Below are 17,815 nucleotides of genomic sequence, written 5' to 3' on the forward strand. Positions count from 1 at the left end.
AGCTTTCGACGTTCCGAATATGTTATCTGTTCATTTTACCCTTAGGTCACTTCTATGAGCCCGCTACCTTGATAGTGCCTGTAACACTATATGGTCTTTCATAAAGGCGGAGTTTTACTCAACCACAGTAGCAACACGTTTGTGTCACCAAGCATTTCTACTTAGTCCCGATATAGACCCGTACATTCGAAGTTTCGTCAGTGGGAATGTCAACCCACATTCTAACCATAGGCAACTTATAGACTTCCGGCATATAGGATACATCACTTACCTCTAAATGATTTTCGTCAACTCTACTTGTTACGGTATCTCTCTGCCGACTTCACCGAGCTTCTGACACTTCTGTGTTTACTCACGTCCATGCCAGTCGGAGGATTAAAGTTAGCCTTTCAAAGCGTTACCTTATCATTCGACTAATCACATATTCAGTTCTCCATTTCAAATTCAATATATTTAAATTTGAGATGTGCGTACACTTTTCATGTACGAACGTCTCGCACCTCCTTTTGGATCAAGTACAACGAACGAGGTATTGCACTGCATCAGATTCGGCTTTCCGTAGAAACGAGTTTTACCAGCACCACTTCCACCAATCACAATCGTATTCAGATTTCTTCGGTGCTTTTTACCATCCAAACCGATGCGAACATTCTGAGAAAGAATCTTATTTTTTTGAAAAGTCTTATCTTCATACTTTTTATTGACTGTTTTGGTATTAGCCCATTTGGCTGAACCATATTCTTCCTTTCGCCTATAGTTTTTTCTGTTTGATATATAAATACCTACTGAACATACATAAGCAATTAGAAATACTGCAACCGTTCGTAAACTATCCCTACACCAGATAATAGCAAAAGGATCACTGAAAGCATCATTCATTTGCATGAAAGCATTCAGTAACCCCTTATTCATATATGGTGCAAAAAGCAGTGCCACCCAGACTACTGGAATAATACAAATGACAAGAAATATAATTTCATCACTATTATCTTTCTTCATAACTGTTTCTTGCCTTTCTATTGATTGGATTGGCCATTGCTGTTTTGCCGATGATTGTTTCAATAAAATCATAATTCTTATCTTGCTTGATCTGTTCATCTCTTAAACGCTTAAGGGCAGTAATAATAATTTTTCTTTCAACATCAGTAACTATAATATTAACAGTCACTTCTTTTTCCTTTTGTTCAAATAACCCCATAAAATCAGCGTCCTATATTGTGATTTTGTGTATTGACTTTTTCCTGCTGAGTCTTATAAATTCCTCTTTCAATTCTTTTACCCACATCATCACTTAAGTTTTTAGCATTGCTTAACTCTTCCTTAATATCCTGCTCGCTCATCCCATAAAAATACTGAGAAACCTGATTAGCAAAATTTTTATCATCAGCGGATATATTATACTTCTGACAAAGCATATAGGCTGAACTCTCAACAATAAATCCATCTCTTTCACGATCCATATTGCCATACTGCTTATTAAATTCAACATAACAGATTTCTCTAACCAATCCCTGAAGGAATGAATTTCCATCAATATTATTCTTATAGAAAATAGTTGATGATTCAGGAGAATAAAGAACATCTTCTTTGCTCATCATTGTATCTGACTTTTGAATTCTTACATTACTTGCATAGATGAGTCCACTAATAAGGTCTCTAATTGGAATTTTAGGTGACAAATCTAAATTGACTTTATTGCCTAATTGTGAAACATCAAAGACATACTTGATTTTATAATTTGTTCCCATTGTCCCATCTTCTTTTTGATATTCCCCAGCAGGCTCAAGTATCTGAATGCCTTTCTCACCTTTTTTAATATACTGCTTATTTTCTCGCCAGTGATTGCTGTCCTTAAGCATTGTCGCATCAGGCTTTTGTGCCATAATCAGTAGTGTATTTGAAACTGTATAATCCAATTTTGCCTGCATATACAGATAATGTATATACTGCTGAGGATTATCCTTAATCACATCAATCTGCTGAGTAACTTTACTGTAGAGTTCCTGTCGCCTTTGATTCATCATTTCTGCATATTCTTCCTTTGGCATTCTAGGTTGCTGATTTGCTGATTTTTCCTGAATAGCACTATCAAGCATTTCAAATATATCATTCATAGTTTATCGCTCCTTTTTCTTTCTTTTTACTTTTTTATGTGAATTTCTCTGTTTAACAGTTTGTTTCTTTTTGGAAATTCGCTGTTCACGTTTTTCCTTGATTTCATTGAGTTCCTTGCGAACTGATTTGCGTTTGGGCTCAGTAATAGGTGCTTTTTGATCTAAGGTATGCTCGAACTGATTCTCGCCCATCTTCTGTGTTCGAGCCAATGTGGGGTTTTCATTTGATTTCTCCTCAACTGTCTTGAGAAGAGAATCCACTAATGCATCATGCTCATCATCACTTAAAACAGGAACATCTTTTAATACATTATCTTTAGCAGATTGCTGAGCCATGACTGACTTTCTAATAGCCTCTGTATCAATTGTTGCAAGTTCAAACTTATCAATGATTCTACTGATTTTAGATGCATCTTCAGCTCGTACCATGATGTCACAAATTCCATTAACATCATTTTTTGATTTAAGTACCGTATAGAGTACACCATAATGTTTTGCCTCCTCCATAAATAATTTTAAATCTTCATGACGAATCGCAAAAACCTTTAACTCCTTGCCACTCTTTAGCATGGAATTTAATCTTGCCTTGCCCTTAACTTTTTTCTTGTCTGTTAGAATAGCATACAATGTAACTGCAAGTGACTTGGATGCCATTCCACCTGCTTTTAATGCAACATTAGCTGCAACCTCAATGCCCTGAAGTGTCATGCGTACGACCTGATCGGCTGTTTCTCCTCCTGCGTTCATTTTCTTTTTCACCGTCCTTTCCGTTTTCAATTTCATTTACCTGTTTCAATTTTTCAGCAATCAATAGTGATCGCTTTCTGATCTCACTGCATAAAACCACCTCCTTTCGCAGTTCCTTAATTTCTGTTGATAAAGTACCTATATCAGTTTGGAGTTTTTCTTTAGTATCACTGTTTTTGCATCGTCTCACCTTGTTGTAGAAACATCGTCGTTCCTTAATAAGATTATCCAATCTTTCATTAACTGAGTTTTCATAGTGACCTAAATCTTCCATACTATTAATGTTCTTTTTGCAGATAAGTGTTATCTCTTTTGTGATTTTATCCATATAGCGTAAGTCCTCTTTCATAAAAAAATACACCTTCTTCTGATGAGGTGCATTTTGGGGAATAATTCCCATTCGATATAAATAATGAAAATACAATGCTTTAATGCCAGTTAATTTCTTTGCTTTCTTAAACTGACCATGATATCTGTATTTGGTATTGCTTGATTTCAGATTCATTTTTTCTTTTACAAAGATAGATTTTTCAAGTATTCTTGATTTTATATTTTCTTCACTGTAGTATTCATCATTGGTTAAATTATGAAGTCTAAAGAATTTATCAGATCCAGGTGACTTAACAGCAATATGCTTAACATTTGTTTTAACCTCATATCCATATTCTTTTAGATAGCGAACAAACTGGGTAAAGGTTCTTGAATGAATGATTGCTCTATCAACATCATCCTTTATAATAGATCGCTTTGTAGGTATCTTTTGTTTTTCAGCACGCCACTCTGCATAATGCTTTCCTTTTTTCGGATTCTCAATAACACTTAATTTATATTTTCTGCAAAGCTCGTCGGACAGTCTTCTTAATCTGTCATAATCTCTATGCTTGTTTAGGAACCTCTTTCTTGTTGTCCATGAAACTGAATTTACAACAAAATGGTTATGAAAATGTCCCTTATCCAAATGGGTGCTTACAATAACTTCAAAATCATCACTCCACATATGCTCTGCAAGTTCAACACCAATCTGATGTGCTGTTTCAGGCGTGACTTCACCATACTGAAATGACTGATACCCATGAAATGCTAGTACTCCATCTTCTTTGTGTGCAGATTTCTTTGTCTGTATCATCTGCTGTAAAGCATTGCTTGGATGACAGTTAACTCCACTCACATAAAACTGCTTTTCTGTTTTTAAATCATCAGTTGTATATTCAATAACATTTTCCAATCCCTTAAAATCATACTGATCAAAATCCTTGTTCTCTGTTTTTTCTGGATTGGATGCATAATCAATCACTCTTTTAAGATTATCCTTAACTGCCCATATAGAAGTTGTTGCCATCACCTTTCCTCCAATTGTATCGGTTCATTATACAAATCTAAAATATGCTTAATTTCATTTTGCAGTAACAGCATTTCTTTCTTATACCTCACAACATCAATTGATTTTGTTTTATAGGCAATCACAGCTATCTGATTCAGATTGTTTCCTATCATTCTTAACTGCTTAATTGTTTCAATAAAATCAGGACTTGGCTTACTGGAAGGCACTACTTTTCTTAAAAGCGATCTTACATATTCCTCTCTAGATAATCCACTCTCTAATACATCCTGATTCAATTTTTCAAATTCTTCATCACTAAGACGAACCTTAATCTCTTTAGTTCGTTTCATCATACACACCATGCAACTTCTGTATAAGAATCAGAAGTCCAACTCCACTTAAAACACCAATTTCATAAACCACAAACAACTTCAACAACTCCATATCACATTCTCCTTTCTTAGATGAGGGTATTAGGGGGATATCCCCTAACAAGCTGACTTTTGGACTCTTTGTACCCAAAAGTCCTTGCTTGCTACAATTCAGGACACAATATGTCTTAAATTTATCATTTGAAATAAAACAAAAAAACCAACATTATTTACTATTAATTAATGTTGGTTAAAAATTAAATAAGATTTAAATTATTCATTTTTATATCATATTAGTATGTGTAATTTCGTTAAAACATTTTAATGATTTCTCCATTTATATCAAGCAACTCATTAACTGAGCTACAATTGTTAGTATCATATATAATATAAATATCTAAGATCAAATCTGATTCAATATTCTTCTTATATAAATTTTGTGAACTCTTTATACAATATGAAGATGCATTGGTTAACTGATTATCACCATAAACAATAATAATTGTTTCCTGACCTCTGTCATTACAATTAAATGTATCAAAATCTTTAGTTGAGGATGCTCCTCCATAATAATCATAATTATTTTTTGAATTATCAAGTTTCTTATAGATTGATAATTCTAAATTCTTTTTAGAATTGTCTATATTGAAACTCGATTTATAATAAAGTATTGCATAATAATCTTTATATCTTTTTTCTTTAACTATATTAATGGAAGTATATCCTTTTAACTGTAATATGTTATCAATTACTGAATTATGATTATCAATGTTAACCTTATTAGATTTACATAATTTTGGAAGCAGACTTAAACTTAAACCTGTTAATGAAATTAATATAACCAAAATTATTTTTTTCATATTAATATACTATGCCAGGAACATCTACTTCAATTTGCCATTTTTTTGATGTTGATGATAAACTAACACCTGCTGCTGAACCAGCAGTTCCACCACTAAAACTAATAGATCCTGTAACAGATTGGTAAGTATGAATGTAAGTAAACTTCATACTCGTTTGCAAGTTTTTTAATTTACTGCTAACTCTTTTAATTTTAACTATCGCTTGTAAACTTTCCATATTTCCACTACTTGAATAATCATCAAATGACCAGCAATAACCTTTGTATGAGTCAGCTTTTGCCTGGCTATAAGACATAGAACTTCCATTATGACGAGTAACTGACAAACTTTTAGATGTTTGTACTAAATTATTGCCACCACCCCAAGTTAGTGCAACAAAATCTCTACCAGAAGCTGGGCCTTGTTCTGCAGTACCTGCACCTATTGCCCACTTTGCGTTTCCATATGCACGATATTCGCTTCCTTCTCTAAATAACTGAATTAAAATATTTAATCTTCCTCTAGATGTAGAATCGTTTCCTAAGTGTGAACTATCTCTTGTCAATAATGATTTTTTATACTCATTAACCTCATCCTCATTCATAAGATGACTATCAATAATTTTACCATTATCATCTTTCTTCTCAGAAACATAAACCGTTTTTTCTACTGCACCGACTAATACGCTATCCTCTGTTTCAACATTGTATGGCTGAATATTCTTTAATTCATCACCTGTATAATATGTTGTTTCACTATAATAATTTTCTTGTGAATTGTTCGAAATGATACTATCTGCTTTAACATTTACTACCCCTCCTAAACATATTAAACTTGCTAAGCATGGTATCAAAAATTTCTTCCCTTTAATCATATCAATTTCCTCCTTTATGCTAATAGTTTAATTTATAAAGGAAGTATTCTCTAGTATCATTATATTAAATAATTGTTAATTCTTTGTAATTACATGTATTTATCGACGAAAATCTAAAGATAATATACTTATCTTTCATATAAATCACGCTTTTTAATCTTCTCCAGCACATGAAATTCTGTTGAAACATGATTGGCAGAATCTAAGATAATTTCCTGATCATCATATTTTTCCTTCAATTTTCTGATTGCTTCTTCCTGATTTTCAGCATCAATTATTTCAGTATGCTGTAATATTTCAGTGATTTCCATTTTGTATTTCGGCATTAAACAGTCCCTCCATTCTCGTTATTTTCAAAAAAAGAATCAGTAGATTTTTCTAGTTTCTCATACTGATTCTTCAAATTATTTAATTCTTTTAATCGCAATGAAATAAGACTGATTTCACTATCCAGCTGATTTCTTTTTTCATTTTTTTGGTGTTTCTGCTGTTCCAGTTTATTAATTTCTTTAGTAATTTTCTTTATCATTTTTTTCCTTCCCATATAAAAAGCAACCTTCTGTGGTTGCTTTAATACTAAAATAATTTTTGTGTGATATCTTAATTTAATTTATTAAGTTCTTCAAAATTCGTCTCATCAGTATATAAACATATCTCCAATGCAATCACGAAAGAGGAAAATTCTTCAGCACTCATAATGTAGTGTAATTTTGCAATATCAAAAAAACTAAATATCACTTCGTGAATATCCTCAATACTTAAATCATCAGAAGAAATAATAGTTATTGAATATTTTTCATTGCTTTTTCCAATTGTTATAGATATATTTTTATCTATATCATTATTCATTTAACATTCCTTCTTCCGTCTTTCTACAATAGCATCTAATTCTTCTGTCAGTAATCTTAGTGTATAATGTGCACCTTCAAAATATGCATCTCTAATGCATTCCAGCAAGAGTTTATTTGCATATTGTCTATATTCACTTGAATAACTTAACTCTCTAAATTCTTCAGAATCTTTAATGCTTTCTATAACGGAAAGTATAACATAGTAAACATTATTATTTATTTTCTGTAGAATTTCCTCAAATTCGTTATAATCCATATCCTCCATAAAATTTTACCTCCATATAAATAGAAGTATATAGAATGTAAAATAATATATCCAATATGCAATTTCATCTTATCTAAAGAATAAGATGTGAATTATTTTTCTTTTTAGTATTGTTTAAAATAAGCAATTCATTTATATCATTTGTATGTTTTGGGATTTTGTTATAAACATTAAATTTTTTAGACAAATGAAAATATATCTTTTGATAGGTTTCATAACCAGCACGATCATTATTTGTATGAACATATATTTCTTTAATATTCTGATTGCTTTTTAGAAATTCATATAGAGCAATTGGCAGATCGGTATCTTCAATACTGCTTCCTATCATCGTAGCACCTGATAGTGAAAGATAGTTATCTCTTTTCCAATTTCTTTTCTTTTGCTTAATCAAGGTCTGATACGAAAGCATTTCTATGTTGCTTTCAAACAAATGCAGTTCACTGCTCTCCTTATCAACAAAAGAAAAACTATAAGATCTGTCACAGCCACTCAAATGTCTTTTTTCATTTCCACATATTGATCTTTTAAACGCATAACGAGGCTTTTTATTATCATCATAACTTAAAAAGATAACTGCATGATCATCCCTTGCCTCGTAAATCATTCCAAGTGAAATATAATAATCAACAATTTCTCTATCAATGCATCTTACATTAGTTAAGTAATGAATAACATTTTCATTGCTATCAGCTGAAGGTGGCAGTCTTAGATATCTATTATCATTTTTATGATAAGTTTTAGATATTTGTGGTTTTTCATTTGTAATACATTCATGAATAAGCAGTGCGGCATCCAAAAAATTCATTTCCTCTACCTTAATCAGATAATCCAATGCTGTTTTACCACCAATATTTTTTACCCACCAGCACCACATTCCATTGGAAATATGGAGACTACTGTGTGTTCTTGTGACATAATCATTTCTACTTAATTTAACAAGCTCATTTGGTTCGTAGTTGGACAGATAGGTTAATAAATCTATTTTTTTTACTTCTGCAAGTTGTTCTGTTGTAATATGCCTTTTCATTTTTTCCTCCATAATTAAATAGAGAAAACTCAAAATAAGTTTTCTCTATCGTTCGTAATTTCTAGATTTTATTTCTTTTTCTTCAATGACTTCTCCTGAATCAATAATATTCTGTTCTTTGGAATTTGTAACATCCAGTTCCTTATTTAATACAGATAAACGACTTAGTTTTTCCTGAAGTTCTTCTTCCTTGATGAAAGGTTTTTTAACTTCTTCTTTTGCATTTTCAAATTGATTAAGTGTATTTGATAATTCTATTTTCTCACTTTCAAGATTTTTTGGAATGCTTTCAATACGATTGTCCAGTCGAGTAATATTTCCAAATACATCACTGCCTAAATCAACATAATATGAATTTCTTTTCTTCAGTATTGTCTGATGATGCTTTGTTCCAAGGTTATATTCGATATAAAGTTCAAACCCACGATACGAACCAATATATGTTTCACTCGTGGTTTTAATCTGCTGTATTGCTAGTAGAAGTGCATTTCCTGCCAGCTCTTTTTCATTGTAATGCTTATCCAAAATCATCATTCCATCAAATTCCTTAGGATATTCTATACTAACAATATCTTCCTCATACCATTTGATTCTATCTTTCATCACTTGAATACGGACCGGATAAAACTTTACAATCTGATCCTCAAGACTGTATTTTTCAGATAAATAGTGCGCTTTAGCCATCTTTAATTTATTGACTTGAATATCCAAGTCCATCTTTTCCTTAATCTTAGGATTACCGCTTGCCAAAGCTTTAACTTCTGCATAACTGAGTGTTGCTTCGTCAATATCTTCTGCACTTCTCACTGGACTTTTTGATGTCATAATCGGACTGATAAATTTCTGTTTATTCTCTATCAACTGATATAAATAGGCATCAAAGGTATTTTCTGTAACATAGCGAAAAATGTGTACATCTGAATTTGTATTCCCTTGTCTTAAAATTCTTCCAACTCTTTGCTCTAAATCACTTGGTCGCCAAGGACAATCAAGGTTATGAATCGCAAATAATTTATCCTGAACATTTGTTCCTGCTCCCATTTTTTGCGTACTACCAATCAAAATTCTCACTTTTCCACTTCGTACTTTTGAAAACAGTTCTTTCTTTTTTATATCTGAATTTGCATTATGAATATATGCAATCTCATCATCTGGAACATCATTTCTAACCAACTTTTCATGTATCTCATCGTAGATATTAAAGGTATCTACCCTAGGTGTAGACATATCACAGAAAATCAATTGCGTTAACTTTCTATCAGCTGTCTTTTGATAAATTTCCAAAACATTCCTAATGCACTCATTGACTTTACTTCCCTCAAATTCAGGTAGCAATGGATCAATTAATCTCTGATCTAATGCTAACTTACGACCATCATTTGTAATCTTCAGCATATTGTCCACTGTTGGATCAACTTTTCCATCACGAATTTTTTCTGCACGCTCTGCTAAATCTTCCAATATCTCTTTTTGTATGTCACTTGCTAGAACAGAAATATTATGATAGTGAGCAGTGGGTGTTGGTAAATTCAGCATATCAGCTGTCTTAACATCAGCACACTCTTTGAAGATCGCTACTAATTCAGGCAGATTATAAAACTTGGAAAAACGTGTTTTCATACGATAGCCTTTACCCTCTGGTGCTAATTCTATGGCAGTTACTGTTTCTCCAAATGTGCTTGCCCAGCTATCAAAATGCTCTAATCCCATCTTCCTTAAAGTACTATACTGTAAATAACGCTGTATCGTATACATTTCTGTCATGGAATTTGATATAGGTGTTCCTGTCGCAAAGACAATTCCTTTTCCACCTGTTACCTCATCTAAATACTGACACTTCATAAATAAATCACTTGATTTTTGTGCATCCGACTGTGATATATTTCTCATCTTCGTATATAAGAACAGATTTTTATAAAAGTGACTTTCATCAACAAACAATCTGTCTACACCTAATTCTTCAAAAGTAATGATATCATCTTTTCGCTCCTGCTTATTTAATTTTTCAAGACGATCTCGTAGACTTTTCTTCGTTTTTTCTAATTGCTTAACAGTAAATTTTGCACCATTATTGTTTTTAGCATCTGTTATACCATTTGTAATTGATTCAATCTGCTGTTCAATTAAATGACGCTGACGTTCAATTGACATTGGAATTTTTTCAAACTGACTATGGCCAATAATGACTGCATCAAAATCACCAGTTGCGATTCTTGAACAGAATTTCTTTCTTCTGGTTTTTTCAAAATCTCTTTTCGTTGTGACCAATATCTTTGCTGATGGATAAAGCTGAAGAAACTCTGATCCCCACTGTTCAACAAGATGATTCGGAACAACAAACAATGATTTTTGAGATAGCCCTAATCGTTTTAGTTCCATACATGCAGTTACCATTTCAAATGTTTTTCCTGCCCCAACAACATGTGCTAGCAATGTATTCCCTCCATATAAAATACGTGCAACAGCATCCCTCTGATGCTTTCTCAGGCTAATTTCAGGATTCATGTTTGGAAACGTCAAATGGTCTCCATCATAGGTTCTTGCTCTAATGGAATTAAACTTTTCATTATAGAGTATTGTCAACTGTTCACGTCTGTCAAAATCTTTCCACACCCACTCGATAAATTTTTCCTTAATAATGTCCTGTTTCTGCTGGGCAATCATTGTTTCTTTTTTATTAAGAACACTAACTTTCTTGCCTTCATCATCATATTCAGTATCATAAATTTGAGTCGGTTTCAGATTAAGTGAATCTTCAATCAGTCTATAAGCATTGGCACGATGCGTACCATAGGATTTTTCTGCTTTTACATTTCCCTTATCCCAGCTTTTATTAGACAGACTCCATGTATCAGTTATATAGGAATAATGTATATGAATCTTCTCCTTAGCAAAATAATCCATACTTAAAATCTCATGCATAAAATCTTCATAAATGTCTATAGGTACCCATGTAGCACCAATACGTACTTCAATATCGCTTGCAGTTAAAGGCTCAGGAAGCGCATTTTCCAATGCTTTAACATGTTCCGCGTATATAGGATCAATTGTCGCAGACATTTTTGCGATATTCAGTTTTTCCCTAATATTTCCACTTAAATACTCATCAGCGGTGACGTATTCATCTTCCTTTGTACCATCTATTACATTTGGAATCTTATAGATAACACCTTTTAAACTCTCAATTAATGATGAAATTTCTATATGAGTAAGTTGACTCATATACTCTAAATCCACTTTGCCACGCTCATTTAATGAAAATAGCAGTGCTTCATTTGGAGTATCAGCATGAGTGATTTCAGCCTTGCGACCAATCGTACGCTTTGTAAACATATCTGCTTTTGACTTTAGCGTACCATCTTCATTGAGATTTTCTAATGAACATAGCAGATAATATGAACTGTCATCACGAAAGACTCTCTTGTTGCTTTGACTGTTAATTAAGCCATATTTTTCTATAAAACCGTCATAAATCTGATTCAGATTTAGTTGTTCTAATTCAATTGTCGTATCAGGATAATCTTCTGTCTGATATTCAATTAGCGTTCTGACACTTTCTCTAATCGCAATTAAACCGCAGATACGATTCTTAGCAGTCTTTGAAAAGGTCATCTTTGTCATGATACTGTTTTCTCGAAAATAGATCTCATCATCGACAATTGTATAGCTGTAATTTCTAACGGTTGGATTAGCAGGAATTGTTTCTATTTCTTCATCACTGATTTCATCATCATAAACATATGAAATATCATTTGCATTTCCCTTGATTGATTCAATTGTGGTCAACAACAATTCTTTTAAACTCACATCTTCAAATGGCTCTACAGTTAAGTCGTCACGACCATACATGCCTTTGGTTTGCTTAAAAGTTCCAAGAACCATATGAGGATTATCAATAAAATATTGATTAATGATATTTCCGTCTTTGTCTGCTGATGTCTGTAGCCAGTTTTCTTCCTTGACTATTGGCTTATCTCTTTTTTGCAGGAAAAGTATATCACTGACTGCTTTGGTATTGGCACTATCCTGAAACGTAGTATTGGGAAGTCTAATAGCCCCCAGTAATTCTGCACGTTCATTGATATATCTGCGAACGGAACCATTGGCTTTATCCATTGTAAATCGTGAAGTAATGAATGCAATAACACCACCTGGACGAACCTTATCAATCGTCTTTGCAAAATAATAATCATGGATACTGTAATTGAGTTTATTGTAGTTAGGATCATTGACCTTAAACTGACCAAAAGGTACATTACCAACTGCAATATCAAAAAATGAATCAGGTAATCTCGTATCTTCATATCCCTCTACTGCAATACTGGCATTTTGATATAGCTGTTTTGAAATTCGTCCACTGATGCTGTCAATTTCTATTCCATAGAGTTTTGAACTGCTCAGTGAATCAGGAACCTTTCCAAAGAAATTCCCAATACCGCAGGCTGGATCAATAATATTTCCATGCCTGAATCCCATATTCTCAATTGCCTTATAGATACTTTCAATCACAAACGGTGGTGTATAAAAAGATGTTAGTGTAGACTCTCTGGCACTTTTATAATCTTCATCATTGAGAAGTTGTTTTAACTCTCGATATTCGTAATTCCAAGTTGTCTTTTTTACATCAAAGACGTCTGCTAATCCACCCCAGCCAACGTATTTTGCTAATACTTCCTGTTCATCTGCAGTGGCAAGTCGATTTTCTTTCTCCAATAAAAAAAGCAACCTGATGGCTGCAATATTATTTCTATATCTTTCTTTTGGTGCTCCTGCACCTAAAATATCTTCATTTATGGTGTAATTCATCTTTTCATGTTGCTCCAATATTTTAGGAGCATCTGAATACTCACCTGCAAAACCTAGATACTGTTCATAATCCCATTCATTAACTCCTGCAGGTTTTCCATCTTCATAGACAAACACTTCACCGGCTAGAAAATCATAGAACGCTTTACCCTGCCATAGATTATCACCATCACCTGCAATAATACCTTTATGCTCATCATCCCACGATACGTCAATATCTTCTATTCTAAGAGAATGAAGAATGCTTTCTAAAGTTCTTACTTCAGTATTTTCACGATATTTATCATCAAGAGCAATTCCATTCTGACTGCAGTATTCTACTAATTGAGGATAGGGCATAGTTGTACTGATGATTCCATCCCTATCAAAATTCATATCATAATATCCACTATCTTCCCTATAATACTGCTCATTGATAAGATAATAATTTTTATCAGTAAGATTCTGTAGCCATTTTGATGCATAGCCACTTAGTTCTTGAGAAACCTCATCATCACTTAAAACACTCTCGTTATTTGACAAGTCAATTTCCATATAAGGAGATCTGCTATAGTAATAGATAGGCTTTAATGTTTTCTCTTTATAATCAATTTCAAACTTCATTTGAGGCTGATTGACTTCCATCCCATTAATATAAGAAATATGGAATATCTCAATAAAATTATCTTTCTGTTCAAAATTATTGCCATGATTGGTAATCATCAGTTTATCATCACGAGGACCTGCTCCCATAGTCTGCAGACAGCATAGATTATCAATAGTATGTGGAGACAATTTCTGAAACATTGAATACAGTTCACCATAAACTGAATTTACTAAGTGTTTGGAATGATCATCATGCAGTGATATATCCTGATATGTTCTTTCGAGAATATCATCAATCATATAGTTTCTGAATTCATCATCAGTTGTAAACGCATCATAAATATCCTTATCGTCAATAGCATACTCATTGATAATTTCAATCATTTCTGAGCGTATATATCTTTCTGCCTCAGTGACATCGGTTTCTCTATCTCGCAGAATTGGATAAACAGAACTGTTGCTGATTTTATCAACAAATATGGGCAAATATTTTTGATATAGTTGCTGTCTTGTTAATCCTTGAGAAGCAGGCACATCAATTACTTCCTTGAGAAGATGTTGATTGAGTGGATTGTCTGCTAATAATTTTTTAAACTGTTCTTCAGTATATTGCTCACTAAACAGTGGAAAATCCTTATCACGCAGTTCAACACCATTAGATGTATCAATGATTTCATACTCCTTACTTCCAATATAGGCAGTATCACCAATCTTATATACATATTCTCTATGAATATTAATATCGCTGACTGTTTCTATTTTTTCCGGCTGGTTGGTTTTTTTATCTTTTTCTAACTGCTGTCTTTCATATTCAAGCATTTTTTCATTTTCTTTTTGAACATATGTTGGATAATAATCTTTTTCTATGGGTGTTAGATAGCGATCTAATTCGATGAGTTCTCCAATACGTTTGCTGACCTGACTCCATTTCAATGTAACAGATATATCCTTTTCACCAATATCTCCACGCTCTAATGTCATTCCCTTAGAATTATGGAATAAATCTATCCATCCAACTGCAGGATGCGTTCCACCTGTACCATATTCCTTTTTTAGAAAATCAGCATTTTCCTTGTTATTCTTATTTTGCTTAAACTGTTTATATATTCGGTATTTTCCGTCCCTTGTTCCACTCCCCAGTACAAGAACACGATCAATTTCCTCCTGAGAGAAAAAGATACCTTTTTCTAAATTTTCAGTAGATTCATAAACTGAATTTATCTGCTCTTCCATAGTTGGAATCTGTACGTTAGGATCAAAATATCGGGATAAGATAAGTCCATCAATATTTGATGCTACGCTTTTCCACTCAACTTCCTCTTTTGCAGAGATATGCTCCTGCGTCCCAAAATAGATAAGAAGAAAATCCTCATTCTTTTCAAAACCAAATGGAATATCATCAATCACAAATTCATGAATACCAACTGGATAAATGGATTTTGCATAATTAGCTCGTTCACTATCTGCATGAGTTTTCTTAAAATATGAGATGATTTCAGCAGATGAATAGTTCATGTAGGACTGATAGGAAAAAATACGATGTTTTGCATCACGATTAAATACTTCAGCAAAATATGAATACTGAAAGCCATTGAGATTCTTCATATTTGGCAGTAGATATTCTTTTTTGTCGATTAGATTTGCTACAACTTCCTGAAGATAATCAAAGCCATAGAAAGTAGGATGACCATATTTCCCATAATTTCCATAGCAGATAATTAAACCATTACGCTCCTTATCCTTTTTAAAGCTCAAACTTGATCCATCATAAAAATCAGGTCGTCTTTTTGTCTTAATAATAGAATCATTATAACTGCCACTTAAAAATTTTATTCGTTCCTCAGCAGTTGTATGTTCTGCAAAGTATTCTATAATTTCTGCTCTTGAACGAATAAGAGCCCTATCTTCCCTTAACACTGTTTCGATTTCATCTAAATCAAAAAATGGTAAAGACTGCTCCTTACCATCTGTTATCTCAATATCTAAATTTAATTGTAAATGATTTCCCTGATTGCTGTCTCCTCTGCCTGCATTTTCAGGTTGTTCATATGTTGTATCCACTCCAACTGTTTCAATTCCTTGTTGGGTGCTGGATATTGCTCCAGTAACTGGTTCATCAGTGTTTCCATACGTAACTCCATCTGTTTTTCTATCTCCTGAAGATGAATATTCAGTTGATTGCTGATCTTTAGCGAGAACAGATAACCCTGATGATGTGTCTTGAGATAATTGACTCTCATCCTTGCGTATCTGCTGTTGAGGACTGGTTCCATCCCCTTGAGATTGGGCATCTGATAATCTCCCACCTGACTGTAATTGATTTCCTTCATGAAAATCACTCCTTTCGCTTTCCATATTTTTATTTTGGACTATATCTCTGCTCTTATCAAATGTACGAATCATGATCTGCCTAACATGCAATGCAATGTCTTTTAGCCCCATTTCCGTTAAGTCACGATATCCACTTCCTAGTTGACCAATTGTTTCATAGGTGTTAAATAATACAACTCCATTAAAATCTTCCTTATCAAAATAGTCTAAAGGATTTAATCCACAGCGTTTCAGCAGTGAGTAACCAACACTGTTTTGAATGAGACTTTTATATTCTCTTGTGATTTCTGCATCTTCCAATTCATCAAGACTGCTGCCACTATGATAATGCAATAAAGAAGTAAGATAATCATTAACGTTCTCATCAGAAATGATTTTAGCAACTTCAAGAAGAACTGCTCCAAAATCGTTCTTGTCAATACTGCCATACTCATTTTCAAGTCCTGCAGTAAGTTCATCATAATACTCTTCCTTGACTTCCCACAGATAAAGTGGCCGATTGTCTTTAGCGATTGTATCTGAAACATCAAATACATATTTCAAACCATTATCTGCAATCAAAGCAATTCCTTTGGAGCCTTTTTTTATCCAGCGATGAAGTTTCTTGTTCCATACATCAAATTCAGCACACGCTGTCGCATTTGGCTTTTGAGCATAAATAAGCAACTGATCTTCAAAAGTTGACTTGAAGAACCACGATGATGTATCAAGAAAATTGAGCCACTGATCAGCAGATGTTGTCACTGTTAATGTTGTTTCCCTTAATAATTCACATACTGTTTGATATTTGCTTGGCATACTGCACCTCCTTTTTTAATAGTTTTATCTTTCAAAGCTTATTTTTTTAGCTGGATATTTATTTAAATATTCTTTTAGTGTTAAAACTGGTTTATCTAAAAACCTGATATCTTTCTTTTCATCAATTTCTCTATAACCATTTCTATCTAATCCGATTTTCTGACTGGATATAATGCTTCCCCAAAAATTAACTGTTATATGATGACCTATCATTGTCATAATACCTCTATGAGCATCATCATGCTGAACTTCATAGAAGTACACTCCATGAGGAAGTGTATTTCTGTCAATTCTTGAGGGAGTAAAAAGGACTGTTTTATTTAAAAAATTTATCTGTTCATAGTGCAGAACATCTGCATTAAAACTCCATTTAGCATTATCAGTTTTATTGATCTTATATAATAGATACAAATCCTTTGTAATGCTGATATCTGCAATACTGTTAATCTCATTTTTATTAAACCTGCTCTGCAAATAATCTAAAAATTCCTTATCTTCACTCTGGAGAATATGACATGCATCATAAACAGCAAAATACGTATCATTTTCATTGACTAATTGTCTAAGGCAAGAATAAAAATGACCTGAATCCTTTGTAAAATGAACCTTGATATGTGGTTCGTTAATTTTCAATTGATCTATATTTTTTTGGATTCCAATATGGCGAAGTGATCTATGAATTTTATCCCATGAACTGTTAAAGTCTATATATGCTTTTTTATGATTTTGTTCAACAACTGCTCTCAGCATCAGCGTTCAGCACCTTTACTTTTATTCTTTTGACTTTTTTCAATTTGATTCAGTTTTTCTTTTGCCCACTCTGGCATTTTTTCTTCCTTGATAACACCAATCAGATTATATCTTTCAAGCCTTGTTTCCT

Annotated in this window: 15 protein-coding genes; all 15 read right to left on the bottom strand. The window is 33.0% G+C overall.

The window, feature by feature from the left end; translation table 11 throughout:
* Positions 1-453 precede the first annotated feature (453 nt).
* A complete protein-coding gene (locus tag BN350_RS15495) occupies positions 454-999 on the bottom strand; it encodes a type IV secretory system conjugative DNA transfer family protein (protein WP_028044411.1) in 546 nt (181 codons plus the stop codon).
* On the bottom strand, positions 986-1,198 hold the full coding sequence (locus BN350_RS15500) for a hypothetical protein (RefSeq protein WP_028044412.1): 213 nt from the start codon (positions 1,196-1,198) through the stop codon (positions 986-988). Before BN350_RS15500 ends, BN350_RS15495 begins: the two co-directional genes overlap by 14 nt.
* 4 nt (positions 1,199-1,202) lie before the next feature.
* Positions 1,203-2,114 (bottom strand): hypothetical protein, encoded by a 912-nt coding sequence (locus tag BN350_RS15505; RefSeq protein WP_028044413.1) that lies wholly within the window; start codon positions 2,112-2,114, stop codon positions 1,203-1,205.
* A 3-nt stretch (positions 2,115-2,117) separates the two neighbouring features.
* The gene (locus BN350_RS15510; RefSeq protein WP_028044414.1) at positions 2,118-2,861 is read right to left on the bottom strand and encodes a PcfB family protein; all 744 of its coding nucleotides are present in this window, start codon (positions 2,859-2,861) and stop codon (positions 2,118-2,120) included.
* Entirely contained in the window at positions 2,803-4,200 is a 1,398-nt protein-coding gene (locus BN350_RS15515) for a relaxase/mobilization nuclease domain-containing protein (protein ID WP_028044415.1), read from the bottom strand. The genes BN350_RS15510 and BN350_RS15515 overlap by 59 nt, the downstream gene beginning before the upstream one ends.
* Positions 4,200-4,532 carry a plasmid mobilization protein gene (locus BN350_RS15520; protein ID WP_049945593.1) on the bottom strand — a complete coding sequence of 111 codons (333 nt, stop codon included), beginning with the start codon at positions 4,530-4,532 and terminating at the stop codon, positions 4,200-4,202. The genes BN350_RS15515 and BN350_RS15520 overlap by 1 nt, the downstream gene beginning before the upstream one ends.
* Before the next feature lie 332 nt (positions 4,533-4,864).
* Positions 4,865-5,413 (bottom strand): hypothetical protein, encoded by a 549-nt coding sequence (locus BN350_RS15530; RefSeq protein ID WP_028044417.1) that lies wholly within the window; start codon positions 5,411-5,413, stop codon positions 4,865-4,867.
* Position 5,414: 1 nt separating this feature from the next.
* On the bottom strand, positions 5,415-6,269 hold the full coding sequence (locus tag BN350_RS15535; protein WP_028044418.1) for a hypothetical protein: 855 nt from the start codon (positions 6,267-6,269) through the stop codon (positions 5,415-5,417).
* 128 nt (positions 6,270-6,397) lie between these two features.
* Positions 6,398-6,595, bottom strand: a complete 198-nt coding sequence (locus BN350_RS19520) for a DpnD/PcfM family protein (RefSeq protein WP_044600389.1) — start codon at positions 6,593-6,595, stop codon at positions 6,398-6,400.
* Complete coding sequence (locus tag BN350_RS15545) at positions 6,595-6,813, bottom strand: hypothetical protein (protein ID WP_231385305.1); 219 nt, start codon at positions 6,811-6,813, stop codon at positions 6,595-6,597. Before BN350_RS15545 ends, BN350_RS19520 begins: the two co-directional genes overlap by 1 nt.
* Positions 6,814-6,869: 56 nt before the next feature.
* The gene (locus BN350_RS15550; protein ID WP_028044420.1) at positions 6,870-7,118 is read right to left on the bottom strand and encodes a hypothetical protein; all 249 of its coding nucleotides are present in this window, start codon (positions 7,116-7,118) and stop codon (positions 6,870-6,872) included.
* A complete protein-coding gene (locus BN350_RS15555) occupies positions 7,119-7,385 on the bottom strand; it encodes a hypothetical protein (protein ID WP_028044421.1) in 267 nt (88 codons plus the stop codon).
* Between the two features lie 73 nt (positions 7,386-7,458).
* Positions 7,459-8,415: a DUF3991 and TOPRIM domain-containing protein gene (locus BN350_RS15560; protein ID WP_028044422.1), complete on the bottom strand. Its 957-nt coding sequence runs from the start codon at positions 8,413-8,415 to the stop codon at positions 7,459-7,461.
* 45 nt (positions 8,416-8,460) lie between these two features.
* On the bottom strand, positions 8,461-16,935 hold the full coding sequence (locus tag BN350_RS21475) for a helicase-related protein (protein WP_028044423.1): 8,475 nt from the start codon (positions 16,933-16,935) through the stop codon (positions 8,461-8,463).
* 24 nt (positions 16,936-16,959) lie between these two features.
* Positions 16,960-17,685, bottom strand: a complete 726-nt coding sequence (locus BN350_RS20065) for an LPD28 domain-containing protein (RefSeq protein ID WP_049945594.1) — start codon at positions 17,683-17,685, stop codon at positions 16,960-16,962.
* Between the last annotated feature and the right edge of the window lie 130 nt (positions 17,686-17,815).

Origin of the sequence: Candidatus Stoquefichus massiliensis AP9, assembly GCF_000455285.1 — a bacterium.
GTDB classification, from domain to species: domain Bacteria; phylum Bacillota_I; class Bacilli_A; order Erysipelotrichales; family Coprobacillaceae; genus Stoquefichus; species Stoquefichus massiliensis.

Bases quoted from the DNA above. Each gene is read 5' to 3' on its own strand.
- BN350_RS15495 (WP_028044411.1), bottom strand. From the start codon at position 999: ATGAAGAAAGATAATAGTGATGAAATTATATTTCTTGTCATTTGTATT.
- BN350_RS15500 (WP_028044412.1), bottom strand. From the start codon at position 1,198: ATGGGGTTATTTGAACAAAAGGAAAAAGAAGTGACTGTTAATATTATA.
- BN350_RS15505 (WP_028044413.1), bottom strand. From the start codon at position 2,114: ATGAATGATATATTTGAAATGCTTGATAGTGCTATTCAGGAAAAATCA.
- BN350_RS15510 (WP_028044414.1), bottom strand. From the start codon at position 2,861: ATGAACGCAGGAGGAGAAACAGCCGATCAGGTCGTACGCATGACACTT.
- BN350_RS15515 (WP_028044415.1), bottom strand. From the start codon at position 4,200: ATGGCAACAACTTCTATATGGGCAGTTAAGGATAATCTTAAAAGAGTG.
- BN350_RS15520 (WP_049945593.1), bottom strand. From the start codon at position 4,532: ATGAAACGAACTAAAGAGATTAAGGTTCGTCTTAGTGATGAAGAATTT.
- BN350_RS15530 (WP_028044417.1), bottom strand. From the start codon at position 5,413: ATGAAAAAAATAATTTTGGTTATATTAATTTCATTAACAGGTTTAAGT.
- BN350_RS15535 (WP_028044418.1), bottom strand. From the start codon at position 6,269: ATGATTAAAGGGAAGAAATTTTTGATACCATGCTTAGCAAGTTTAATA.
- BN350_RS19520 (WP_044600389.1), bottom strand. From the start codon at position 6,595: ATGCCGAAATACAAAATGGAAATCACTGAAATATTACAGCATACTGAA.
- BN350_RS15545 (WP_231385305.1), bottom strand. From the start codon at position 6,813: ATGGGAAGGAAAAAAATGATAAAGAAAATTACTAAAGAAATTAATAAA.
- BN350_RS15550 (WP_028044420.1), bottom strand. From the start codon at position 7,118: ATGAATAATGATATAGATAAAAATATATCTATAACAATTGGAAAAAGC.
- BN350_RS15555 (WP_028044421.1), bottom strand. From the start codon at position 7,385: ATGGAGGATATGGATTATAACGAATTTGAGGAAATTCTACAGAAAATA.
- BN350_RS15560 (WP_028044422.1), bottom strand. From the start codon at position 8,415: ATGAAAAGGCATATTACAACAGAACAACTTGCAGAAGTAAAAAAAATA.
- BN350_RS21475 (WP_028044423.1), bottom strand. From the start codon at position 16,935: ATGCCAAGCAAATATCAAACAGTATGTGAATTATTAAGGGAAACAACA.
- BN350_RS20065 (WP_049945594.1), bottom strand. From the start codon at position 17,685: ATGCTGAGAGCAGTTGTTGAACAAAATCATAAAAAAGCATATATAGAC.